Consider the following 22,812-nt stretch of genomic DNA (forward strand, 5'->3'; position numbering starts at 1 on the left):
ATACCCAGGGCTTCACGTTCGGCAACGTGTTCACGATAGGCTTCTAACACGATATGGACCCTCATCAGTTGGAATGTCCCGCGCCGTTGGCTTCATGCCGTGGCGGGCGGTTTTTGGCGGAAAGGCCGCAGGAGCCTCTGAATAATGCCTCAAATCACCGATGGGGTTTCAGGGTTTATTCAGAGACTCCTTAATCTGGCGCTGCATTCTATAGGAAACCCCTTATAAAGTTAAGTTGGACAGAGGTCGGAGGAATCTGTTAAGTGCGCTATACTCGCCGGCCGCAAATCAACCGATGTACTGAGCCATGAACGACGCCCTGCAAGAGATTCACAACTTCCTGCCGTGCCGGACCCCGCAACAGTGGATCGACAACGCCCTGGCGAATCAGGATCTGATGCTGATTGATCACGCCCACTGCGAGAAAAAAGCCGCCTCCACCGCGTTGAGCCTGATGTACCGCTATGTCGACAACACCGATCTGTTGAACAAGATGTCCCGGCTGGCCCGGGAAGAGCTCCGGCATTTCGAACAGGTACTGGCAATCATGAAAAAACGGGGCGTGGAGTATGGTCACCTGACGCCGGCCCGCTACGCTGCAGGATTGAGGCAGGAGGTCCGTGCGGAAGATCCCGGGCGGTTGGTGGATGTGCTGATTGTGGGTGCGATTATCGAAGCGCGCTCTTGTGAGCGGTTTGCCGCCCTGGCGCCATTTTTGGATGAGAAGCTGGCGGACTTCTACACCAGTCTGCTGAAATCGGAAGCCCGACATTATCAGGATTACCTGGCGCTGGCCGAGCAGGCTGCCGGTGGGCCGATTGAGGCGCGCGTGGGTGATTTTCTGGCGCTCGAGAAAGCATTGATCGAGGAGCCGGATACAGAGTTCCGGTTCCATAGTGGGCCAGTAAGCTAAGGCTGGCCTGCCAGGTTGGGGTCAGAAGAAAGCTTTCTTCTGAGCCCGTCTTGATCACTCCAGTTTCCGGCAGAGCTCTATCCAGGCGTCAATGCCGGCGCTGCGGTATTTCTGCTTGTGCAGGATGAAGTAGAACTGCCGGTCAAACCGACGGTGTTCGGGGACGGTCAGCGGCACCAGGCTGCCCCGCTTGAAGGCATCGGCCAGCACCACTTCAGACAGGCAGCCAATGCCAAGGTCTGCCTCTACTGCCCGCTTGATGGCTTCCGTGTGTTCCAGTTCCAGCAGCACGTTCAGATCCGACAGCAGGCCGTGCATGCCCCGCTCGAAGCTCTGGCGCGTACCGGAACCCTGCTCACGCATGATCCAGGTGGCGTTGCGCAGGTCTTCATCCGACAGAGAGGTTTTCCTTGCAAGAGGGTGGCTTGGAGAGCAGAACACAACCAGCTCATCACCTCTCCAGGGCAACACATCCAGCTCTGATGACTGCAATTCGCCTTCGATCAGTCCGATGTCCAGCTCAAAGTCCTTGACCCGCCTGGCAATGGTGCTGGTGTTGGCTACTTCCAGGGAGACTCTTGGATGGGTAGGGGTATTCATGTATTGGGCCATGACACCCACGGCCAGATAGTTCCCGATAGTAAGCGTGGCGCCCACTTTCAGAGCACCCACTTCGGTGTGCTTGCTGAAAGCCTGTTCCAGTTCATTGGCCTGAGCCAGGACGGCTTCTACTTTCGGGCGGTACAGACGCCCCAGTTCGTTCAACTGAAGCCGCTTGCCAACGCGATCGAACAACTGGATATCGAACTGGTTTTCCAGTTCTTTCAGCGCACTGCTGGCTGCTGACTGCGACATGGCCAGCGATTCGGCCGCGCGGGTAATGTTCTGGAAGTGGGCCGCTGCAAGGAAAACTTCCAATTGCCGGAAACTGTATTTCATAACTTTTGGCTCTTAATCGGCTCACTCGAATAAGGTTATGAGAATATCCCATTTTCCCGATAGGTTAGTGCCGGGTTACACTAAGCGCAATCCAAAGTTAAAACATTCGCCGTAAAACAGCGTATCGGACAGGCAAGAGGTTTACATGAGCAACCTGATCAAAGAGAAAGTTACCAGCGTCCATCACTGGAACGATACCCTGTTCAGCTTCACCACAAGCCGGGATCCGGGCTTTCGTTTCAAGAACGGCCATTTTGTCATGATCGGTCTTGAGACCGAGGGCAAGCCCCTGATGCGCGCTTACAGCATTGCGAGCGCCAACTATGAGGAAGAGCTTGAGTTCTTTTCGATCAAGGTTCAGGACGGTCCACTGACTTCCCGTCTGCAGAAGATTCAGGTGGGTGACGAGATTCTGGTCAGCCGTAAACCGACGGGAACCCTGATTCTGGACAACCTCCTGCCGGGCAGGAACCTCTGGCTGATCAGCACGGGTACCGGGCTCGCGCCGTTCATGAGCATTATCAAGGACCCCGAGGTCTACGAGGCCTTCGACAAGGTGATCCTGACTCATGGCGTTCGTTACGTTTCCGAGCTGGCCTATCAGAAGGAAATTGAGGAATTGCCGGAGAACGAATACTTCGGCGAAATGGTCAAGGGCAAGCTGGTTTACTATCCCACCGTCACGCGCGAAGAGTTTCGCAACCGGGGCCGGCTAACCGATGCCATGGAGACCGGGAAGATTACCCGCGATCTGGACTTGCCGGATTTCGACCCGGAAAACGACCGATTCATGATCTGCGGCAGCCCGAGCATGCTCAAGGACACCTGCGCCATCCTCAATAACATGGGCTTCAAGGAAGCCCGGGGCGGCGATATGGGGCACTACGTGATTGAGCGGGCCTTTGTGGAGCAGTGAGTTTTCAGGGCCAGGCCGCCTTTGACAAAGCCGGAGCGTGATGCTCCGGCTTTTTTGTGTTTGTATCTGACAGAATTGGTCGTATAAACGGCAAACGGTTATGGAGGCGGACAAAATGGCGGGAATGCAGGGAACGAAGAAAAACGTCATCAGTTTCCTGGTGGCACTGGTGGTCGGAGTGGTTCTTGGTACGGTGGTCCAGACCCAGCTAAACCTCCTGGCCCTTCAGGCCATCGGGGTGGGGGTTGGATCTGACGCTCGCCTGTCCGCCACTGTGCATGATCTGGTTTCCTTCGCACCGCTTTATGGAATCCTTTTTGGTGTCAGTTTCCTCGTTTCCCAGATCGTCGCCACGACTGTCTCACGCTTCATGGGGCCTGGGCTGCGGGTACCGCTGTTTGCCCTGGCCGGGGCCGGCGGGCTGTGGGTGGCGCTGCTGACGGCCAATGCACTGGCCCCCATGCCTACGCTCATTGCGGCTACCCGGTCTGCGGGTGGGCTGCTCGCGATGTTGCTAACGGCGGCGTTTGCGGGTGCATTGTTCGCCCGACTGACGGCCAGGCGGCATACCGTTGATGTTGGTCATGCACCGACGGTTATTCTTACCTGTTGCCTGGCACTGGGCCTCGGGTCGCTGCCCGCGCCGGTGCAGGCCCAGTCTCCCGGCAACTACACCGTCGAGACATTAATCTCCGGGCTGGAGCATCCCTGGTCCCTGGCGTTTCTCCCTGAGGGTGGCGCCGTGGTGACGGAGCGGGCAGGGCGGTTGCGGCGCATTTCAGGGGAGTGGGGTCTGGATCCGGAGCCGATTACAGGCGTGCCGACGGTTTTCAATGATGCTCAGGCTGGCCTTTTTGATGTCCTGCTGTCGCCGGATTTTGAGGCTGACCGGGCGGTATTTCTTGCCTACGCTTGCGGTACCGCCGCAGCCAATCACCTATGTGTTGCCCGTGGTCAGTTACAGGGAATGGCTCTGCACGACGTAGTCGAGATATTCCGGGCTCAACCTGCGAAGCAGGGCAGTGCCCACTATGGTGGCCGAATGGCGTGGCTTCCCGATGGTACGCTGATCGTCACCCTGGGGGATGGATTTGACTATCGCGAGCAGGCACAGGACCTGTCCAGCCATCTTGGCAAGATTATCCGCCTGAACCCGGATGGTACGGCACCCGAAGACAATCCCTTCGTTGGCAGCGACGATGCTCTTCCGGAAATCTACAGCTACGGACACCGCAATGTGCAGGGGCTGGTCTACGATTCCGTTGATGGTTTGCTGATTGCCCACGAACACGGCCCACGTGGCGGGGATGAGGTCAACATCATCGAGCCGGGACACAACTATGGCTGGCCGGTGATCACTCATGGCATCGACTACACGGGAGCGATGATCACGCCCTTTGTTCAGCATGAGGGTATGGAGCAGCCGCTGCTGCACTGGACCCCTTCAATCGCGCCCTCAGGGATGACCCGCTACAGGGGCGAGCTGTTTCCTGACTGGCAGGGCAACCTGCTTGTGGGCGCGCTCGCCGACAGAAGTGTGCATAGGGTGACGCTGGACGGACGGCAGGCCAACGATACGGAAACGATGTTCGAAGAGCTTGATGAGCGGATTCGGGATGTTGCCACGGGGCCTGACGGTGGGGTGTATCTGCTTACCGACAGCGCCGAAGGGCGAGTGCTGCGTATCGTGCCTTAGTCGGAGATCTGGGTCGTTTGCGTATGGCCGGTGTATAGTAGGCGGTTTTCAAAAGGGGGAAGCCGCCATGTTTCATCTGGAACTGGAACCACGTTTCAGCGATACCGATGCCCTCGGGCACATCAGCAATACCACTTTGCCGGTCTGGTTCGAGCAGGCCAGAACGCCGGTTTTCCGGATTTTTCATCCCACCCTTGAGGCGGAGACCTGGCCGCTGATCATTGCACGGCTGGAAATTGATCTGCTGGCCCAGAGCTACTGGCATATTCCGGTCAAGATCAAAACAGGCATTGGCAAGATCGGCAATTCCTCGTTCCATGTCGTTCAGGAAGCCTGGCAGGGCGACAAGCAGATTGCCCGGGGCGTCGCCGTGCTGATTCATTTCGATTACGAAACAGAGAAGGCCCTGCCAATTCCAGAGGACATCAAAGCAAGACTGGCTGAACATGCTGTAGAGTAATCGCCCGTAATTTTGAACCTACCGGAGGCGCTGGTGTTTGGTAAATCGTTTGCATTGCTTGGTCTGATCACGGTTTTCGCACTCGCTGGCTGTGATTCCGCGAACGAGACTACGGATCCCGTTCCTGAGTCCGAGGATATGTCCGCGTCGGAGAGTCCTGATGTTGATGTTTCCCTGGCGCTGACCTCCGCCCAGTTGGACTGGGTGGGTCAGCAGATTTTCCGGAACGAATGCGCAGGTCGTTTCCAGTGCCTGGTCCACTGGAATGATGGTGAGGCCTTCCCGTCGCTCGGTATCGGACACTTTATCTGGTATCCGAAGGGTGTTGAGGGTCGGTTTGTCGAGAGCTTTCCCGCGCTGATGGAATACATGGAGCAACGACAAGTCAATATTCCCCAATGGCTGCGGGCTCTGGAGCCCTTCGATGCGCCCTGGAGCCGGAAAGCGGAATTCATGGCTGTCGACGACTCGCCCCGGCTCGCAGAACTACGCGAGTTTCTGGCGGGCACTCAGGGAATTCAGGCGGAATTCATATTCCGCCGGGCCAGGCAGTCGCTGGGGAAAATTGTTGAGGCCGCTCCGGATGAGCGAAAGTCAGAAGTGGCTAACAGGTTGAAAGCGCTCAGTCAGACGCCCGGCGGCGTCTATGCCATTATCGACTATGTGAATTTCAAGGGAGAGGGGCTTTCACCCAAGGAACGCTACAACGATCAAGGCTGGGGGCTACTGCAGGTGCTACTGGCAATGTCTGGCTCCGATGACCATAGTGCTCTCGTCCAGTTTCGGGAGGCGGCCGCTACGGTGCTCACGCGCAGAGCTGAAAACGCAGAGGACCCGATTGAACGAGAGCGCTGGCTGCCGGGATGGCTGAAGCGTCTCGAGACCTATAAAGAGCCTCCCGTCTTCAAAATTTCCGAATAATTTTGCATAAAAACTAGTTCATTTCCCGAACCTTGTTCTACTTTTAAGGAGCACGACCCCAAAGCCGCCTTTTTTTGGCGCATGGGGTCGTAATGAGAGCACTGTATCAGTGCATGAAGCAGCGTCACCTCGTTCCAGTTCTGTCTGTAACGCCCTGGTGGCGAATAAAAACAATATAAATCATGGATTTAGGATGTATGGCTCGCAAATTGCTGAAAGCATATGTCTCGAAAAACCAACTGATGTTCGGAGAAAAGACAATGAGAAAGACGAAATCGATTGCCCTGGGGATTGCTCTGGCAGTGGGTACGTTCACGGCCTCTGGCGCCATGGCAGCCACCACACTGGAAAACGTCAAGGAGAAGGGCCACCTGCAGTGTGGTGTTACCACCGGTCTCCCGGGATTCTCCCAACCTGATGAAAAAGGCAACTGGACCGGTATCGATGTTGATACCTGCCGCGCTGTAGCTGCAGCGATCTTCGGGGATGCCTCCGCGGTCGAGTTTACGCCCCTCACCGCAAAGGAGCGTTTTACCGCACTGCAGTCCGGTGAAATCGACATGCTTTCCCGCAACACCACCTGGACGTTGACCCGTGACGCTTCGCTGGGCCTCAATTTCGCTGGCGTGAATTACTACGACGGCCAGGGGTTTCTGATCAACAAGGATATCGGGGTAGACGATGCACTCCAGCTTGACGGAGCCTCTATCTGTATCCAGGCCGGGACCACGACAGAGCTCAACCTGTCCGACTACTTCCGTGCCAAAGGAATGGAATTCAAACCCATCGTATTCGATACCTCTGAGCAAACCGTTCAGGGGTTTTCTGCCGGTCGGTGCGACGTGCTGACGTCTGACCGTTCCCAGTTGGCGGCGCTGCGTTCCAAGCTGTCTGATCCGAGTGCAGCCAAGATTCTGCCAAACACCATTTCGAAGGAGCCGCTGGGCCCCGTGGTTCGCCAGGGTGACGATCAGTGGTTCAACATCGTCAAGTGGGTGCTTTCAGTACAGATCAACGCGGAAGAGCTGGGTGTTACCAGTGCCAATGCCGACGATATGCTGAAGTCCGATAACCCGAACATCCAGCGTTTGCTGGGTACGGACGGCGACATGGGTGCCAAGCTTGGCCTGCCTGATGACTTCGGCCACAAGGTTGTTAAGCTGGTCGGTAACTACGGTGAGATGTATGACCGCAATGTTGGTCCGGACACACCGCTCGGTCTGGACCGGGGTATCAACGCCCTGTGGACCGACGGCGGCATCATGTATGCCCCGCCAGTCCGGTAACACCTGAAAGCACACCGGGGCGCCTCGCAAGGGGCGCCCCGGTGATCTCTGATGAAGTCAGCTGCAGGGAAGCCTTTCGGAACATTGCATGAAAAAACAAACAATTGATTCAAGACCTGCCGGGCCAAAGCCCTGGTATGACCCGCGGGTACGTTCACTCTTCTTCCAGGTTGTCGCCATCGCACTGGTTTTCTGGGCCGGCTGGACACTGGTAGAAAACACGCTCGCCAACATGGAGAGCCGGGGCATCAGCACCGGTTTCGGCTTTCTTGATGAGACCGCCGGCTTCGGCATCATCATGAGCCTGATCCCTTACGATGCCACCATGACCTATGGCCGAACCTTCTGGGTTGGCCTGACCAACACCCTCCTGGTCTCCGCAATGGGCATCGTTGCTGCAACGATTCTCGGATTCATCATTGGTGTGGCCCGTCTGTCCAGCAACTGGCTGGTTGCCAAGGTGTCCCTCGTTTATATCGAGGTTATCCGGAATATCCCGTTGCTGCTGCAGATCTTTTTCTGGTATTTCGCCGTTCTGGGCGCCTTGCCTTCGCCGCGCCAGAGTATCGATGTGGGCGGTACCATGTTTCTCAACAATCGCGGGCTTTATGTTCCGGAGCCGCTGACCCAGGACGGTTTTGGGCTGGTCTGGTGGGCTCTGGCGATCGCCATTGCCGCCGTTGTTGGTATTCGAATCTGGGCCAAAAAGCGGCAGCTGGCTACTGGCCAGATCTTTCCCACCTTCAAGGTTGGTGTTGCACTACTGGTCCTGTTGCCGGCAATCGCCTACTTCGCAGCAGGCAGCCCGCTCGAATGGGAAGTGCCCGCACTGAAGGGCTTCAATTTTGGTGGTGGTATTACCATCATCCCCGAGCTTGCCGCTCTGTGGGTGGCGCTATCGCTGTACACGGGCAGTTTTATAGCCGAGATTGTCCGGTCCGGTATCCTGTCAGTGAGCAAGGGCCAGACTGAAGCGGCCAAAGCGCTGGGGCTCCCTAACGGGCTTACGTTGCGTCTGGTTGTGATACCGCAGGCAATGCGGGTGATTATCCCGCCGCTCACGAGCCAGTACCTGAACCTGGCGAAGAACTCATCTCTCGCGACGGCAATCGGTTATCCGGATCTCGTTGCAGTCTTCATGGGCACCACCCTCAATCAGACCGGGCAAGCGGTCGAGGTTGTGGCGATCACCATGGCGGTGTATCTCACGATCAGCCTTTCGATCTCGCTGTTCATGAATATCTACAACCGGGCTGTTGCGATTAAGGAGCGATGATGGCTGAGTCAACCATGAAACCACCCAAAAAGGCGCTCAGTCCGGTCAAGTGGATGCGAGAGCACCTGTTCTCGACCTGGTACAATGCCTTGCTGACCCTGGCGGTTGGCTACCTGCTGGTGACCAGTGTCGGGCCCCTCCTGAACTGGTTGCTGTTCGAAGCGAACTTTCAGGGCCAGGATGCGAGCGACTGTACCGGAGCCGGCGCCTGTTGGCTGTTTATCAGTCAGCGTCTGAATTTCTTCATCTACGGGTTCTACCCCGATGAGTTGCAGTGGCGCGTCGACGCCATGTTCCTGCTGTTGGCCATTGCGTTTGTGCCCCAGTTCATCGAGCGGTTCCCGGGGCGCAAATGGCTCGGGATTTTCGGGATGACCGGCTTGCCCATTATCGGGTACTTCCTGATACCGGGCGGCACGTTCGGCCTTGAAGTAGTCGAGAGCACCAAATGGGGCGGCCTGATGCTGACCCTGATCCTCGCCTACATTGGCATACTTGCCTCCCTGCCTATCGGCATTCTACTGGCCCTTGGGCGGCGCTCGGAGATGCCGATCATCCGTGGTCTGAGCGTGGTGTTCATTGAGGTCTGGCGGGCGGTGCCCCTGATCACGGTGCTGTTTATGGCCTCAGTGATGCTGCCGTTGTTCCTGCCGGAAGGCGTTAACTTCGAAAAGCTGGCGCGTGCCCTGATCGGTATCACACTCTGGCAGTCTGCCTATATGGCGGAAGTAATCCGGGGTGGTCTGCAAGCCATTCCGCGTGGCCAGTATGAGGCAGCTGATGCCCTCGGGCTCGGATACTGGCGGAAGATGGGGCTCGTTATTCTTCCCCAGGCGCTGAAAATGGTGATTCCGGGAATCGTGAATACCTTCATTTCACTGTTCAAGGACACCACGCTGGTTCTGATTATCGGCCTGTTTGATGTGCTTGGAACCGTCCAGTCCACTGTGACAGACCCGGCATGGCAGAACGTGGCCATAGAAGGCTATGTCTTTGTCGCCTTCTGTTTCTGGGTCTTCTGCTTCGGCATATCCCGCTACAGCCAGAATCTCGAACGCAAACTCGACACCGGTCATAAAACCTGATGGGTAACCCAATGACAGAACAAACCCAAACTTCCAATGCAACGCCTTCCGAACAGGATAACACCGGTAAGAAGTCCGACATTATCCGTGTTGAAGGCATGCACAAGTGGTACGGGGACTTCCACGTACTGAAGGACCTCAACCTGACAGTAGCCCAGGGTGAGCGAATTGTTATCTGCGGGCCGTCCGGCTCTGGTAAATCGACCTTCATTCGGTGTATTAACCGGCTGGAAGAGCATCAACAAGGCAAAATCATCGTCGACGACGTTGAGCTGACCGATGATGTGCGCCAGATCGATACGGTTCGTCGGGAAGTCGGCATGGTATTCCAGCATTTCAACCTGTTCCCGCACCTGACGGTCCTTGAGAACTGCTGCCTGTCGCCGATCTGGGTCCGCAAGATTCCTCGCAAAGAGGCGGAAGCGACCGCCATGGAGTATCTGGAGAGGGTAAAAATTCCGGATCAGGCCTTAAAATATCCGGGGCAATTGTCCGGTGGCCAGCAACAGCGGGTTGCGATTGCCCGGGCCCTGTGCATGAAGCCGAAAATCATGCTGTTCGATGAGCCAACGTCGGCGCTGGATCCCGAGATGATCAAGGAAGTGCTGGATGTCATGATCGAGCTCGCCGGCAGCGGTATGACCATGCTCTGTGTAACCCACGAGATGGGTTTTGCCAAAACCGTGGCCGACCGGGTTATCTTCATGGATGGAGGTGAGATCGTGGAGGAGGCCCCGCCGCACGAATTCTTCACCAACCCACGGGAAGCCAGGACTCAGAAGTTCCTCCAGCAGATACTGGCGCACTGAAGCCAGGGCTAAAAAAACCGGGCATTTGCCCGGTTTTTTTATAACGGCTGCTTCTTAAGCTCGGGCTCTTGGCCCGGTTTCGCTTTCAGCCACCAGACGTTCTTGTCCCAATCTCCCAGGACAATCCGCTTTGCCGGCAAGCCGTTGGCAGTCAGCTGATGCACTGCGGGCCGATGGGTATGGCCATGGATCAGCCTCTGAACGCCGTGCGTCTCCATGTCCTTCACGACTTCCTCGGGCGTTACATCCATGATGAACTCTTCCTTGCCCTGATTTTTTGCCATGCTGATCTCCCGGAGTTGACGGGCCATCTGCTGGCGGTCTTCCAGGGGGCGCTGGAGAATCATCTGCTGCCACTGCGGGTTGCGCATGTTGGCCCGGAATTTCTGATACTCCACATCCGCAGTACACAGGCTGTCGCCATGCATCAGCAGGGTAGGGGTGCCGTGCAGATCGATGACCGTTGGGTCATCCAGAAGCGTTGCACCGGCCCGATTGCAGAATTCCTCGCCGATCAGGAAATCCCGGTTGCCGTGCATCAGAAAAATCTCGGTGCCGCTGTCCCGAAGTTTGCGCAGGGCAGCCGCTATCTGTTCCTGGAGCGGTGTGCGCTCATCATCGCCGATCCACGCCTCGAAAAAATCGCCGAGGATGTAGAGCTGATCAACGCCGCTGGCTGTCCCATCGAGAAATCCCAGAAATGCCTCAGTAATATCCGGGCGGGATTCCTCGAGGTGAAGGTCTGAAATAAACAGCGTGGTCACGCGTCCTCCAGAACCTCGGCCTTTTCGATAACCACATCGTCGGCGGGCACGTCCTGGTGGCCGGCACGCATGGTGGTACGTACCGCGCGAATCGCGTTGACCGTGTCCATACCCTCGACCACTTTGCCAAATACGCAGTAGCCCCAGCCTTCCGCGTTCTTGGCGGTGTGGTCCAGGAAGCCGTTATTCTCAACGTTGATAAAGAACTGGGCGGTGGCAGAATGCGGATCCATGGTGCGGGCCATGGCGATGGTGCCCTGCATGTTGCTCAGGCCGTTATCGGCTTCATTCTGGATGGAATCGCGGGTTTTGCGCGGTGTCATGCCGGGCTCGAAGCCACCGCCCTGAATCATGAAATTGCTGATCACACGGTGAAAGATCAGGCCATCGTAAAAACCGTCGCGAACGTACTGTTCAAAGTTTTTGGCGGTTTCCGGTGCCTTGTCGTAGTCCAGTTCCAGCTTGATGTCACCGTAGTTGGTTGTCAGCAGAATCATCAGGTTTTCCTGTTCAGAAAGGTTAGGTACGTTACGGGCCCCATTGTACTCAAGAGTTTCCCGCTATGCATGAGTCCGGCAAGGATTTGTGAGTATAATATGCGGTTTAAGATTCACTCCCCCTTTAACAGAGATTGTATGAGCGCCGAGTCGAAGAAAGCCCACAACTTTATCCAGAGCCTGATCGAAGATGCCATCGCCAACGGAGAGCATACCGGCAAGGTGGTCACCCGGTTCCCGCCGGAGCCCAATGGTTACCTGCATATTGGTCATGCCAAATCGATCTGCCTGAACTTTGGCATCGCCGAGACCTTTTCCGGCGACTGTAACCTTCGGTTTGACGACACCAATCCGGAAAAGGAAAACCAGGAATACATCGATGCCATCAAGCAGGATGTGGAGTGGCTTGGCTACGAGTGGGCCGGGGACGTACGTTACGCCTCGGATTACTTTGATGCTCTCTATGAGTTTGCCGAGGAGCTGATTACCCGGGACAAGGCCTATGTGTGCGCCCTGACGGCCGACGAAATGGCCGAGTACCGGGGCAGCCTGAAAGAGCCGGGCAGAAACAGCCCCTACCGGGACCGCCCGGTGGACGAGAGTCTGCAGATGTTCCGCGACATGCGGGACGGCAAGTATCAGAACGGCGAGCTGGTGCTGCGGGCCAAGATCGATATGTCATCTCCCAACATCAGCATGCGGGATCCAATCCTCTATCGAATCCGTTACGCCGAACACCACCAGACCGGCAATAAGTGGTGCATTTACCCGATGTACGACTTCACGCATCCGATTTCAGACGCCATGGAGGGGATCACCCATTCCCTGTGCACTCTGGAATTCGAGGATCACCGGCCGCTGTATGACTGGGTGCTGGATAACATTTCAGGCCCGTGCCACCCGCGCCAGATCGAGTTTGCCCGTCTGAACCTGAACTACACCATCACCTCGAAGCGCAAGCTCAAGCGTCTGGTGGATGAGGGCGTTGTCGATGGCTGGAACGATCCTCGGATGCCAACCATTTCCGGCATGCGTCGCCGCGGCTACACACCGGAATCCATCCGCACTTTCTGCGACATGATTGGCGTAAACAAGGCTGGCGGAACCGTGGATGTGGGCATGCTGGAGCACGCCATTCGGGAAGATCTCAACAGTCGTGCTCCCCGGGCCATGTGTGTGATGCGCCCGCTGAAGGTGACACTGACCAACTATCCGGCCGACAAGAGTGAAACACTGACCCTGCCGGTTCATCCGCAGAACCCGGATATGGGCGAGCGGGAAGTACCCTGGACCCAGACCCTGTATATCGACCGGGAAGATTTCGAAATGGAGCCGCCGCGCAAGTGGAAGCGGCTGGCGCCGGATCAGGCGGTGCGTCTGCGGGGCGGCTATGTAATGACCTGCCGGGAAGTGATCCGCGACGATAGCGGCGAGATTGTTGAACTCAAGTGCGAATACGACCCCAACACCCTGGGCGTCAATCCTGAAGGCTACAAACCCAATGGCGTGATTCACTGGGTGTCGGCCACCGATAGCGTGGAGGCGGATATCAATCTGTACGACCGCCTGTTCAACCATGAATCCCCGGACAGCGACAAGGACGGTGATTTGATGGATCACCTGAACCCGGAATCACTGGTGGTTCTGAAAGGTGCGCGTATTGAAAAGAGTCTTGCTGCGCCTCGCACGGATCTTCCCTACCAGTTCGAGCGGGAAGGCTACTTCTTCTGTGATCAGGCCCATACCGAGGCTGCCGGCCGGCCGGTCTTCAACCGCACCGTTACGCTCAGGGATTCCTGGGGTAAGGGGGGCAAGTGATCCGTATCTACAATACGCTTACCCAGCAGAAGGAAGAATTCCGGCCAATTGAGCCTGGCAAGGTCCGGATGTACGTCTGCGGTATGACCGTCTATGACTACTGTCACCTGGGCCATGCCCGGGTGCTGGTGGCCTTTGATGTGATTACCCGTTACCTGCGCCATCGAGGCTTTGAGGTGAACTACGTTCGCAACATCACCGATATCGACGACAAGATCCTGCGTCGGGCGGATGAGAACGGCGAGCCCTATAACGAGCTCACCGACCGGATGATCAAGGCCATGCACGAGGATGAAGCCCGTCTTGGCGTGCTGTCTCCGGATGAAGAGCCCCGGGCTACGGCCTATATTGACGAAATCATCGCGATGATCCACAAGCTGATTGCCAGTGGACACGCCTATGCGGCGGATAACGGCGATGTTTACTTTGCCGTGGATTCCTTCGAGGAGTACGGGAAGCTCAGCAAGAAAAAGCTGGAAGACCTGCTGGCGGGCGCGCGGGTGGATGTTCAGGAAGCCAAGCGAAGCCCGGCCGATTTCGCTTTGTGGAAAGCGGCAAAAGCAGGCGAGGTCAGTTGGCCTTCGCCCTGGGGTGATGGTCGTCCCGGCTGGCATATTGAGTGTTCGGCCATGTCAACCTGCTGCCTCGGCGACACATTCGATATCCACGGCGGTGGTCCGGATCTGTTGTTTCCGCATCATGAGAACGAGATCGCCCAGTCAGAATGTGCCACTGGCCACACCTTTGTGAACACCTGGATGCACGCGGGTGCCATCCGGGTGAACAAAGAAAAGATGTCCAAGTCTCTGGGTAACTTCTTCACCATCCGCGAGATCATGGAGAAGTACCCGGCAGAAGTGGTCCGGTACTTCCTGGTTTCCAGCCACTACCGTAGCCAGGTGGACTATTCCGAGGAAAATCTGGCTGAGGCCGGCCGCACGCTCACCCGGCTATACCATGCGTTGAGGGGCATTGTGCCCGCCAAGGCCGCCGATGTGCCGGAAGCCGAGCACGACGAGCGGTTTGCCGAGGCGATGGACGATGACTTCAACACCGCGGGTGCCATTGCTGTCCTGCACGCGGTTGCCAACGAGATTAATCAGCATCGCCGGGATGGCCGTGAAGAGGACGCCAAGCACAGTGCGGCGATTCTGGTCAGGCTTGGTGGTGTTCTGGGGCTGCTGCAGCAGGACCCCGAAGCCTTCTTCCAGGCGGACACCGGTGGTGAGCTCAGCGCAGAAGACATTGAAGCGATGATCCAGGCCCGGGCCGATGCGCGCAAGGCGAAGAATTTTGCCGAGGCCGACCGGATCCGCGACGAACTTCTCGATAAAGGGATTATTCTGGACGATTCCCGGGAGGGAACGACCTGGCGTAAGGCCTGAATTCCCGGGACTTGCCGGTTGGTCAGACCAGTTTTGCGCCTGCGGGAATGATCTTGTAAGGATTTTCCCTTACAATGCGGCGCTCAAATTAGAATGCCCCCGCAAGACTAAAGGGGGAGTCGGGAAACGTAACCCACTGAGGCAGACAACGATGACAGAACGCGTACAAGTCGGCGGCATTCAGGTCGCAAAGAATCTGTATGATTTCGTGAACAATGAAGCGATCCCGGGCACAGGGGTCGATGCCGATAAATTCTGGGCAGAATTCGACAAGATCGTAAACGAGCTGGCACCACGTAACCGTGAGCTGCTGGCCAAGCGTGATGCGATCCAGGAAAAAATGGATAGCTGGAACCGCGATCACAAGGGTCAGAAGCTGGACATGGCCGAGTACAAGTCCTTCCTGAAAGACATCGGTTATCTCGTTGACGAGCCCTCCGAGTTCAAGATCTCCACTTCCAATGTGGATCCGGAAGTGGCCACCATGGCCGGCCCGCAGCTGGTGGTTCCGATCATGAACGCCCGGTTTGCGCTCAACGCGGCGAACGCGCGCTGGGGTAGCCTGTACGATGCCCTTTACGGTACCGATGCTATCTCCGAGGAAGGCGGCGCCGACAAAGGCCGTGGTTACAACCCGGTTCGCGGGGCCAAAGTTATCGAGTGGGCTCGCAACCTGCTCGACAGCTCTGCGCCGCTGGCCTCTGGCAGCCATAAAGATGCTGCGAAGTATCTGGTTGAAGGTGGCAAGCTGGTCGTCAAGCTCCAGAACGGCGAGTCCACTGGCCTGAAAGACGAAGCCGGCTTCGTTGGCTACACCGGTGCTGCTGACGCGCCTACCGGCGTGCTGTTGGTCAAGAACGGCATGCACTTCGAGATCCAGATCGACGCCAGCCATCCGATTGGCAAAGACGACGGTGCCAACGTCAAAGAGGTACTGATGGAGTCTGCACTCACCACCATCATGGACTGCGAAGACTCGGTAGCGGCCGTGGACGCTGACGACAAGGCACTGGCCTATCGCAACTGGCTGGGCCTGATGAAGGGCGATCTGCAGGAAACCTTTGAAAAAGGTGGCGAGCAGCTGACCCGCAAGATGAATCCGGATCGCAGCTACACTGCGCCGGACGGCAGCGAGCTGAGCCTGAAAGGCCGCAGCCTGATGTTTATCCGTAACGTCGGCCACCTGATGACCAACCCGGCCATCCTGCTGAAAGACGGCAACGAAGTGCCGGAAGGCCTCATGGACGGCCTGATCACTTCGCTGATCGCCATTCACGATATGAAAGGCAACGGCCAGTTCCAGAACAGCACCAAAGGTTCCATGTACATCGTGAAGCCGAAGATGCATGGTCCGGAAGAAGTGGCATTTACCAACGAGTTCTTCGGCCGTGTTGAAGACGCTCTTGGTCTGCCGCGCTTCACCCTGAAAGTGGGCATCATGGACGAGGAGCGCCGTACCACGGTTAACCTGAAGTCCTGCATCCATGCCGCCAAAGAGCGTGCCGTGTTTATCAACACCGGCTTCCTGGACCGCACCGGCGACGAGATCCACACCTCCATGGAGCTGGGTCCGTTTATCCGCAAAGGTCCCATGAAGCAGGCCACCTGGATCAATGCCTACGAGCAGTGGAACGTGGACATTGGCCTGGAAACCGGTTTCCGTGGCGTTGCCCAGATTGGTAAGGGTATGTGGGCCATGCCTGACCTGATGGCCGGCATGCTGGAAGCGAAAATCGGCCATCCGAAGGCCGGTGCGAATACCGCCTGGGTTCCTTCTCCCACTGCTGCCACGCTGCATGCCACTCACTACCACCAGGTGAACGTGGCTGATGTCCAGAAGCAGCTGGAAAGCCGCACCCGTGCCGCGCTGGAAGACATCCTGACAGTGCCTGTAATGGATGATCCGGCCTCCCTGAGTGCCGAAGATATCCAGCAGGAACTGGACAACAACGCCCAGGGTATTCTCGGTTACGTTGTGCGCTGGATCGACCAGGGTGTTGGCTGCTCCAAGGTGCCTGACATCAATGATGTCGGCCTGATGGAAGACCGCGCGACTCTGCGTATTGCATCACAGCTGCTGGCTAACTGGTTGCACCATGGTATCTGCTCCGAAGACCAGATCATGGAAACCATGAAGCGCATGGCTGCGGTGGTCGACAAGCAGAACGCCGGTGATTCGGCCTACCGCCCCATGGCCGGGAACTTCGATGACAGTGTCGCCTTCCAGGCAGCGCTCGATCTGGTTCTCAAAGGCCGCGAGCAGCCCAACGGCTACACCGAGCCGCTGCTGCACGCTTACCGTCTGAAGGCGAAAGCCAAATACGGGCAGTAAGCGCTGCGCATAAAAAACCCCGCCTCGGCGGGGTTTTTTGTGGCTTGTCGGATTACGGCTTCGCCTAATCCGACCTACCTGACAGACTGCTCCCGTTTGTAGGTTGGATTAGGCAAAGCCGTAATCCAACAGAAGTCGAATTCAGTCCACGATTTGGTAGGTTGGATTAGGCGAAGCCATAATCCAACACCTTGGCTCAGTCCTTGTGCAGCACATCCGCGGCGTACAGCGTATTCTGCAGCAGGGTCGCAATGGTCATCGGCCCAACTCCACCAGGAACTGGTGTGATGTAGGCGGCGCGCTCTGAGGCCGCTGCAAAATCCACATCGCCATGCAGTTTGCCGTCTTCCATCCGGTTGATACCCACGTCAATCACCGTTGCCCCCGGTTTCACCCAGTCGCCCTTGATCAGGCCGGGCTTGCCGACCGCAGCAACCAGGATGTCGGCCTCCCGGACAAACTTCTCAAGGTCCGGCGTGAAGCGATGACACACGGTGACGGTGGCGCCTTTTAGAAGCAGCTCCATACTCATGGGGCGGCCGACGATGTTGGATGCGCCCACGATGACGGCATGCTGGCCCTTGTAGGGCGTGTCAATGCTATCGAGCAGGGTAATGATGCCAGCCGGTGTACAAGGGCGCAGGGTGGGTTTGCGCTGCATCAGGCGGCCGATGTTGTAGGGATGGAAGCCGTCGACGTCTTTGTCCGGACGGATCTTCACCAGAATCGGGTCTGCATCAAGATGCGAGGGCAGGGGGAGCTGTACCAGGATTCCATCCACGGTAGGGTTTTCATTAAGCTCGTCAATCAGTGCTTCCAGGGCTTCCTGGGAGGTATCTTCCGGCAGATCGTATGAAAGGGAGAGAATTCCTGCCTCGTCGCAGGCCTTGCGTTTGTTGCCTACATATACATGGGATGCGGGATCGTTGCCGACCAGTACCACGGCCAGTCCCGGAGCACGCAGCCCCTGCTGTGTGCGTGCTTCCACCCCGGCCGCGACCTGCTGTCTTACTTCGGCGGCAATTTCTTTTCCATTGATCAGTTTGGCGGTCATGTCTCGTCTTGTCGGTTGGGCATGGGTAAATTGAAGGTTGGGCATTGTCTCATGCTTCCACCGGAACTCCAATTGAACGGGTGCCTGAGGGGGCTCGAAGGAACTTTCGGCACAGTGCTTTGTCACTGAAGAGGCTGTTGTATCAGGGAATTTGGAAATCCGTGTTGACGGAACCCTCCGGCGCCGGTAATATGCGCGCCAACTTTGCTGAGGCACTTGTTGTTCAGTTCAAACGGGGTATAGCGCAGTCTGGTAGCGCGCCTGCTTTGGGAGCAGGATGTCGGGAGTTCGAATCTCTCTACCCCGACCAATTTCTGGATGTTCAGGTGGGCGAACGGTCAAGCGCCCGTAGCTCAGCTGGATAGAGCATCCGCCTTCTAAGCGGATGGTCGCAGGTTCGAGTCCTGCCGGGCGCGCCATCAAGTCGTCGGCTTGGTCCGCGCCGGAGCGACCGTAACCAGCAAAGTTGAAAAGTAAAAGGCATGTCCCGATGTGGTGGACGTAGCTCAGTTGGTAGAGCTCAGGATTGTGACTCCTGCGGTCGAGGGTTCGAACCCCTTCGTCCACCCCACTTTTCCCCTTGTTTGTTTCCGAGCACCCTGATTCCCTGTTATGGTTCAGAGCTGCGCCGGATATGCGAGAGTGGCGGAATTGGTAGACGCACTGGATTTAGGTTCCAGTGGGGCAACCCGTGAGAGTTCTGATTTTCAAGGGTTTTCCTACTGTGGCACATCAAAATGTGTCAAAAATGTGCCAATACCGTGTTAAGCATTCTGGTTGAAGCTAGAAACTGACTAGGTAAAATGGGCACCAAGTTTCAAGGTTTGCACCGGTGGTGGAATTGGTAGACACGGTAGGTTTAGGTCCTACTGCCGCAAGGCGTGGGGGTTCAAGTCCCTCCCGGTGTACATTCAAGCCCCTCAGATTCGTTCTGAGGGGCTTTTCTCTTTCTAGAAGGGGATGATGAGGGTAGGGCGCTTTAGGGCTGTTCTACGTGCCTCCAAGCCTTCCCTTGGTGCACTCTAGTAATCGTTGCTCCAGCTATCCCGAATCGTCTTGCTAGTGCATTCCTGCCGTACTCAGGGTGTCTCGGTGTGTAATGTTCCCTGATAAACCTCACATCTTCATCTGTTAGTACAGAGTTGGTTAATTCTTCACCCTTCCGGGGTGTAATCAAACCGATATCGAGAGCATGTCTGATATTTCCTTGATTGCTGATCCATTCAAGGTTTTCTACGCGGTTGTTAATTTTATTGCCATCGATGTGATTGACTTGGCGTAGGTTATCAGGATTATCTAAAAAAGCTTCTGCTACCAATCTATGTACTCTGAAACACTTATATTCACCCTTTCTTCCGCCTATTCTCGTTGATAAGACTTTATAACCGTTTTTATTAGTGCCAAGTACTAAGATCTTTTTTGATGCTTTGCCAAACACTCTTCCATAGTTACTAATTAAAAATCTATCTTCATAACCTACTACGTCTTTCCATAATTCCCCGAATGTCGATATTCTTTTTATTGTTTGTGATTTCATGATAATTATCTCCTAATTAGATATATAGGAGTCTCATGAAATCTATATTTGTCAATAGACAAAAAATTACTTTAAATCAGTCCTGTATGATTGATTTAGTAGCTGCTCTACTAATAATTATATTTCTTCACCGGTCATTGCTTAGTTTAAGTAATTAATGGTGTCTGGATTCTTACGGTATTAATCCACATCTTAAAAAGCGTTACTTTTCGGTATCCAATGATCTATATTTCGACCTTATTGTTATGGACATTGCAGAAAGACACAGCGGGAAAGCGTGAGCGCTTGCGCTCTATAGTCAATTATTTCGGTTTTTGTGCCTGTTTCTGGAAGATCTGAAGTTGCTAATGGAGTTGCCTGTTTTGGTCTTCTTGATATTTTCAACACAATTAGGCCAACGTCCATTAATCATCTTAATAATCAATCTGTGGGCGGCTGTGTGGAATCCAGACAGCCCGCTGATCCTTTACGATTGTGCGCGGCCGTATGGCATCTGGTGATACTGTCCCCGACTCTTGATGATGTGGGAAGCGACTTTGTTTTTGTCGGTGGATTCTAGCGCTCACCAAAAATGAAGATAAGGTCTTGGTGGTAAAAAACGTAAAATGATCTAATCTGAATGAATAATTCTACGATCGATATACTAAATCGAAATGAAATATAATTAGTAAGAAGGCTCTTAAAGTGAAAAAATTTATATTCATATCTTTGTTGATGGTTTTTAGTTTATTTGTCCTTGTCGCTTTTGCTTACATATTTTTTGGTATTTTTCATAAGATTGGTGTCGATCTGTCAGATCAAGAAATATTTCGAGAAATAACATCTTTGTTTTTGGCTTCATTTGCGATTGTCACGACTTTAATCACACTTTTTGTGAATCTGGTATACGCAAGAAATAGATCAATCGTTGATAGGAATAGCAGTGTTAAGCCTTTAGTTCTATTAAGCAAAGCTATGCCTTCAGACAAATTCTACTCGGATTATCGACTTCGTCTTACTCTTCCCGATAATGAAGGTAGTAGAAGACGGGATTATCAGACTTTTAAGTGTACCGTTCATAATCACGGTCTTGGCATTGCACAAAAACTTGTTTTTATTGGCGAAGCAGGAGGTAGCCTTTATAAGGCAGAAGGTGTTCTGCCGGTACTGCATGTTAATTCAGAGGTGTCAATTACACTCCTCTACAATTATGGGAGGTTTCAAGACTTCTCCTTTTACCTAGGATTTAGGGATGTATACGGTAATTTGTATTTCGTGACCGCCATAAACTCCATGTCCAGCAAAGAAGAGATATTTGGGGAAGGTGGGAATGTCGTTTCAGGCGATACCGGGCTGCTAATAGAAGAGTCAAGTAAATTCTTTAAATTCCGGCGTCTCAAAAACGCGTATCTCGGAAATTCGACGACGATGTTAGATTGAGATTACCTTACCGGATATCTGTTCTCTTGCGTGTCTAGCAGTGTGCTAGGGTTTGGCTAACTCATTGGCAAAGGTAACGGTATGCAGATACCAACGCGAGTCAGGGAAGGGGTACAGCTACTGGCAGAGGATGCACTGATAGTGATTGGTGTCTCTCTTGCTATCGTCGGTGTGGTGGAGCTATCCGGCTGGTCCTCTAAGGAAATAGTACAAGACTACACCCCTCTACTCTTGGCTATGTTCTCCATTCTGGTCACTGTTACGGCACTCAGGCTGAATATCAAAGAGGGAAGGGATAGAGCAAAACAGGAAAGAGACCAAGGTGTGAGGCCGGTTCTTATCGCCAAGGCGGTTAACTACGATCATCGTCAAAAGGTTTTTGGTACGCGCCGAGATTTCCAGCTTATGCGGTGTTTTTGGAATATGCCCAACGGACCGAATGTCACCACTTTGTCCATGTCTGTAGAGAATGCGGGTCTCGGTGTGGCGCTCAACGTGAATGTTTTCCTCGTGTGTGAGAATGGTGATTTTTACAAGGCCACGTCTGAAATCGATAAAATTGCGGTTGGGGAGCTAGCATTCCTCCAAATATCTTATTGTCTCCCTTCAAGGGTAAAAAGAGTGATTACTAATCCAATCGACATTTTCGACAATGAACACCACTGTAAGCATCACTTTTTTGGAAAGGATCATGAAAGTTCAGACCAGTTAATAGAATCGAATCACTACATTTCAGAATTGAGTGAAGCCGAGAATAGGGCTCTGACTAAAGCGCTAAGTCTTGATCCTTTGACGCCAGAAAACAGCATAGGAAGAGAAGTAGTAAACCATTAGGGGAATATAGAACATAGGATAGCTAATTCATGAGGGACATACCTGAATGGTTGAAGAGATTCAGCGTTGAAGTTGTTAATGATCTATTACTAGTTTTCGTAGTTGCTCTGGTTTTTCTTGGTGCAGCCGCACTAGCCGGTGTGAATGCTATAGATTTCCTTAGTGAGTTCACCCCATTGGTGCTGGGTCTTTTCGGTATCGCAATTACTGTTAGCTCCCTCAAAGTAAATATCAAAGAGGGCAGGGAGAGGGCAGAAAGAGAGCGTAACGACTCCGTGAGGCCAATTTTGATAATGGAAGGTGGAAAATTTCGAGAGGATGTCGAGGATAAAAAATTAGAGTGCATGGTTACTGGTGTTGCTGAGCAAAATTATCTTTTGATCGAACTTAGTAATGTGGGTTTGGGAACAGCGACAAAGATCACAGTATTCATGCTTACCGATAATATGAAGTATTACCGCTGTTCTCCTGACGTTCACCGACTGATGCCAGATGAAACAGCTAGAGTTGTCTTGTTTTTCAATCTTCCAAATCGCGTGAAGGGGTTGCTGACACGGTATGTGGATGTGTACGGCAATACTCACTTTTGTGCCCATAGAATAGATATTGCAACTACAGACCGCGAATTCGTTAGGTACAACGACTATGTTTACTGTGACCCTGACGGTGTAGAGAAAATTAACAAAGACCTAGAAGAGAAACCCAGAAGCAAGGTTCAATGGATAGTTGATCAACAAGCCCATCAGACTATCGATCCAGTGGGGACGGATACAAGAGATTGATAGTAAACGTTATTTGAAATTGATCCTTGCGCATGTGTCAAAATTAGTGGCAATGAGTGTGAATTTTGACGCTTAACTCGTTCAACGGT

Annotated in this window: 20 protein-coding genes and 4 tRNA genes; 19 read left to right on the top strand and 5 right to left on the bottom strand. The window is 54.3% G+C overall.

Translation table 11 applies throughout. From position 1 onward, the window contains the following. Positions 1 to 307: 307 nt before the first annotated feature. On the top strand, positions 308 to 913 hold the full coding sequence (locus tag QZ534_RS17770) for a tRNA-(ms[2]io[6]A)-hydroxylase (RefSeq protein WP_296936461.1): 606 nt from the start codon (positions 308 to 310) through the stop codon (positions 911 to 913). 54 nt (positions 914 to 967) lie between these two features. Here QZ534_RS17770 and QZ534_RS17775 read toward each other — a convergent pair whose 3' ends face one another. Next, positions 968 to 1,852 carry a LysR family transcriptional regulator gene (locus tag QZ534_RS17775; protein ID WP_296936464.1) on the bottom strand — a complete coding sequence of 295 codons (885 nt, stop codon included), beginning with the start codon at positions 1,850 to 1,852 and terminating at the stop codon, positions 968 to 970. Positions 1,853 to 1,997: 145 nt separating this feature from the next. Between QZ534_RS17775 and QZ534_RS17780 the strand changes: the two genes are divergently transcribed. The 8 genes from QZ534_RS17780 (at position 1,998) to QZ534_RS17815 (ending at position 10,301) form a co-directional block, all read left to right on the top strand. Then, positions 1,998 to 2,768: a ferredoxin--NADP reductase gene (locus QZ534_RS17780; RefSeq protein WP_296936467.1), complete on the top strand. Its 771-nt coding sequence runs from the start codon at positions 1,998 to 2,000 to the stop codon at positions 2,766 to 2,768. A gap of 115 nt (positions 2,769 to 2,883) precedes the next feature. Continuing rightward, positions 2,884 to 4,464, top strand: coding sequence for a PQQ-dependent sugar dehydrogenase (locus QZ534_RS17785; protein ID WP_296936471.1), 1,581 nt, complete (start codon positions 2,884 to 2,886; stop codon positions 4,462 to 4,464). 67 nt (positions 4,465 to 4,531) lie between these two features. Continuing rightward, positions 4,532 to 4,924, top strand: coding sequence for a thioesterase family protein (locus tag QZ534_RS17790; protein WP_069183289.1), 393 nt, complete (start codon positions 4,532 to 4,534; stop codon positions 4,922 to 4,924). Between the two features lie 33 nt (positions 4,925 to 4,957). After that, positions 4,958 to 5,845: a hypothetical protein gene (locus tag QZ534_RS17795; RefSeq protein ID WP_296936474.1), complete on the top strand. Its 888-nt coding sequence runs from the start codon at positions 4,958 to 4,960 to the stop codon at positions 5,843 to 5,845. 260 nt (positions 5,846 to 6,105) lie between these two features. Next, positions 6,106 to 7,131 carry an amino acid ABC transporter substrate-binding protein gene (locus tag QZ534_RS17800; RefSeq protein WP_296936478.1) on the top strand — a complete coding sequence of 342 codons (1,026 nt, stop codon included), beginning with the start codon at positions 6,106 to 6,108 and terminating at the stop codon, positions 7,129 to 7,131. 88 nt (positions 7,132 to 7,219) lie between these two features. Beyond that, positions 7,220 to 8,407, top strand: coding sequence for an amino acid ABC transporter permease (locus tag QZ534_RS17805; RefSeq protein ID WP_296936481.1), 1,188 nt, complete (start codon positions 7,220 to 7,222; stop codon positions 8,405 to 8,407). Further along, the gene (locus QZ534_RS17810) at positions 8,407 to 9,492 is read left to right on the top strand and encodes an amino acid ABC transporter permease (protein WP_296936484.1); all 1,086 of its coding nucleotides are present in this window, start codon (positions 8,407 to 8,409) and stop codon (positions 9,490 to 9,492) included. The genes QZ534_RS17805 and QZ534_RS17810 overlap by 1 nt, the downstream gene beginning before the upstream one ends. Before the next feature lie 98 nt (positions 9,493 to 9,590). Next, positions 9,591 to 10,301 (top strand): amino acid ABC transporter ATP-binding protein, encoded by a 711-nt coding sequence (locus QZ534_RS17815; protein WP_296936516.1) that lies wholly within the window; start codon positions 9,591 to 9,593, stop codon positions 10,299 to 10,301. A 38-nt stretch (positions 10,302 to 10,339) separates the two neighbouring features. Here the strand turns inward: QZ534_RS17815 and QZ534_RS17820 are convergent, their stop codons facing one another. Then, the gene (locus QZ534_RS17820) at positions 10,340 to 11,065 is read right to left on the bottom strand and encodes a UDP-2,3-diacylglucosamine diphosphatase (RefSeq protein ID WP_296936487.1); all 726 of its coding nucleotides are present in this window, start codon (positions 11,063 to 11,065) and stop codon (positions 10,340 to 10,342) included. Beyond that, entirely contained in the window at positions 11,062 to 11,562 is a 501-nt protein-coding gene (locus tag QZ534_RS17825; RefSeq protein WP_069183295.1) for a peptidylprolyl isomerase, read from the bottom strand. The genes QZ534_RS17820 and QZ534_RS17825 overlap by 4 nt, the downstream gene beginning before the upstream one ends. A 138-nt stretch (positions 11,563 to 11,700) precedes the next feature. Here QZ534_RS17825 and QZ534_RS17830 point away from each other — a divergent pair, with 138 nt between their 5' ends. The 3 genes from QZ534_RS17830 (at position 11,701) to QZ534_RS17840 (ending at position 17,097) form a co-directional block, all read left to right on the top strand. Next, the gene (locus QZ534_RS17830; RefSeq protein WP_296936492.1) at positions 11,701 to 13,380 is read left to right on the top strand and encodes a glutamine--tRNA ligase/YqeY domain fusion protein; all 1,680 of its coding nucleotides are present in this window, start codon (positions 11,701 to 11,703) and stop codon (positions 13,378 to 13,380) included. Continuing rightward, positions 13,377 to 14,765 (top strand): cysteine--tRNA ligase, encoded by a 1,389-nt coding sequence (gene cysS / locus QZ534_RS17835; protein WP_296936495.1) that lies wholly within the window; start codon positions 13,377 to 13,379, stop codon positions 14,763 to 14,765. Before QZ534_RS17830 ends, cysS begins: the two co-directional genes overlap by 4 nt. A 151-nt stretch (positions 14,766 to 14,916) precedes the next feature. Next, entirely contained in the window at positions 14,917 to 17,097 is a 2,181-nt protein-coding gene (locus QZ534_RS17840) for a malate synthase G (protein WP_296936498.1), read from the top strand. A 196-nt stretch (positions 17,098 to 17,293) separates the two neighbouring features. On the opposite strand, the gene folD is transcribed toward QZ534_RS17840, so the two are convergent. Then, positions 17,294 to 18,151, bottom strand: coding sequence for a bifunctional methylenetetrahydrofolate dehydrogenase/methenyltetrahydrofolate cyclohydrolase FolD (gene folD / locus QZ534_RS17845; protein ID WP_296936501.1), 858 nt, complete (start codon positions 18,149 to 18,151; stop codon positions 17,294 to 17,296). A 233-nt stretch (positions 18,152 to 18,384) separates the two neighbouring features. Here folD and QZ534_RS17850 point away from each other — a divergent pair. From QZ534_RS17850 to QZ534_RS17865, 4 genes are all read left to right on the top strand, one after another. Beyond that, a tRNA-Pro gene (locus QZ534_RS17850) sits at positions 18,385 to 18,461 on the top strand. A 32-nt stretch (positions 18,462 to 18,493) separates the two neighbouring features. Then, positions 18,494 to 18,570 (top strand) — tRNA-Arg (locus QZ534_RS17855). A gap of 76 nt (positions 18,571 to 18,646) precedes the next feature. Then, a tRNA-His gene (locus QZ534_RS17860) sits at positions 18,647 to 18,722 on the top strand. Between the two features lie 255 nt (positions 18,723 to 18,977). Then, positions 18,978 to 19,059, top strand: a tRNA-Leu gene (locus tag QZ534_RS17865). A gap of 71 nt (positions 19,060 to 19,130) precedes the next feature. Here QZ534_RS17865 and QZ534_RS17870 read toward each other — a convergent pair. Beyond that, positions 19,131 to 19,688 (bottom strand): NUMOD4 motif-containing HNH endonuclease, encoded by a 558-nt coding sequence (locus QZ534_RS17870; RefSeq protein WP_296936504.1) that lies wholly within the window; start codon positions 19,686 to 19,688, stop codon positions 19,131 to 19,133. Positions 19,689 to 20,372: 684 nt separating this feature from the next. Between QZ534_RS17870 and QZ534_RS17875 the strand changes: the two genes are divergently transcribed. The 3 genes from QZ534_RS17875 to QZ534_RS17885 all read left to right on the top strand — a co-directional run bounded on the left by QZ534_RS17875 (position 20,373) and on the right by QZ534_RS17885 (position 22,723). After that, positions 20,373 to 21,107 (top strand): hypothetical protein, encoded by a 735-nt coding sequence (locus QZ534_RS17875; RefSeq protein WP_296936507.1) that lies wholly within the window; start codon positions 20,373 to 20,375, stop codon positions 21,105 to 21,107. Between the two features lie 81 nt (positions 21,108 to 21,188). Further along, positions 21,189 to 21,941 carry a hypothetical protein gene (locus QZ534_RS17880; protein WP_296936510.1) on the top strand — a complete coding sequence of 251 codons (753 nt, stop codon included), beginning with the start codon at positions 21,189 to 21,191 and terminating at the stop codon, positions 21,939 to 21,941. Between the two features lie 29 nt (positions 21,942 to 21,970). After that, the gene (locus QZ534_RS17885) at positions 21,971 to 22,723 is read left to right on the top strand and encodes a hypothetical protein (protein WP_296936513.1); all 753 of its coding nucleotides are present in this window, start codon (positions 21,971 to 21,973) and stop codon (positions 22,721 to 22,723) included. Positions 22,724 to 22,812 lie beyond the last annotated feature (89 nt).

The sequence above is a fragment of the uncultured Marinobacter sp. genome (assembly GCF_913055835.1).
Classification (GTDB): domain Bacteria; phylum Pseudomonadota; class Gammaproteobacteria; order Pseudomonadales; family Oleiphilaceae; genus Marinobacter.

Excerpts from the sequence above, each read along its gene's own strand:
- QZ534_RS17870 (WP_296936504.1), bottom strand. The coding sequence starts at position 19,688 with ATGAAATCACAAACAATAAAAAGAATATCGACATTCGGGGAATTATGG.
- QZ534_RS17775 (WP_296936464.1), bottom strand. The coding sequence starts at position 1,852 with ATGAAATACAGTTTCCGGCAATTGGAAGTTTTCCTTGCAGCGGCCCAC.
- QZ534_RS17790 (WP_069183289.1), top strand. The coding sequence starts at position 4,532 with ATGTTTCATCTGGAACTGGAACCACGTTTCAGCGATACCGATGCCCTC.
- QZ534_RS17840 (WP_296936498.1), top strand. The coding sequence starts at position 14,917 with ATGACAGAACGCGTACAAGTCGGCGGCATTCAGGTCGCAAAGAATCTG.
- QZ534_RS17815 (WP_296936516.1), top strand. The coding sequence starts at position 9,591 with ATGCACAAGTGGTACGGGGACTTCCACGTACTGAAGGACCTCAACCTG.
- QZ534_RS17805 (WP_296936481.1), top strand. The coding sequence starts at position 7,220 with ATGAAAAAACAAACAATTGATTCAAGACCTGCCGGGCCAAAGCCCTGG.
- QZ534_RS17785 (WP_296936471.1), top strand. The coding sequence starts at position 2,884 with ATGGCGGGAATGCAGGGAACGAAGAAAAACGTCATCAGTTTCCTGGTG.
- QZ534_RS17780 (WP_296936467.1), top strand. The coding sequence starts at position 1,998 with ATGAGCAACCTGATCAAAGAGAAAGTTACCAGCGTCCATCACTGGAAC.
- QZ534_RS17810 (WP_296936484.1), top strand. The coding sequence starts at position 8,407 with ATGGCTGAGTCAACCATGAAACCACCCAAAAAGGCGCTCAGTCCGGTC.
- folD (WP_296936501.1), bottom strand. The coding sequence starts at position 18,151 with ATGACCGCCAAACTGATCAATGGAAAAGAAATTGCCGCCGAAGTAAGA.
- QZ534_RS17885 (WP_296936513.1), top strand. The coding sequence starts at position 21,971 with ATGAGGGACATACCTGAATGGTTGAAGAGATTCAGCGTTGAAGTTGTT.
- QZ534_RS17800 (WP_296936478.1), top strand. The coding sequence starts at position 6,106 with ATGAGAAAGACGAAATCGATTGCCCTGGGGATTGCTCTGGCAGTGGGT.
- QZ534_RS17770 (WP_296936461.1), top strand. The coding sequence starts at position 308 with ATGAACGACGCCCTGCAAGAGATTCACAACTTCCTGCCGTGCCGGACC.
- QZ534_RS17830 (WP_296936492.1), top strand. The coding sequence starts at position 11,701 with ATGAGCGCCGAGTCGAAGAAAGCCCACAACTTTATCCAGAGCCTGATC.
- QZ534_RS17880 (WP_296936510.1), top strand. The coding sequence starts at position 21,189 with ATGCAGATACCAACGCGAGTCAGGGAAGGGGTACAGCTACTGGCAGAG.
- QZ534_RS17825 (WP_069183295.1), bottom strand. The coding sequence starts at position 11,562 with ATGATTCTGCTGACAACCAACTACGGTGACATCAAGCTGGAACTGGAC.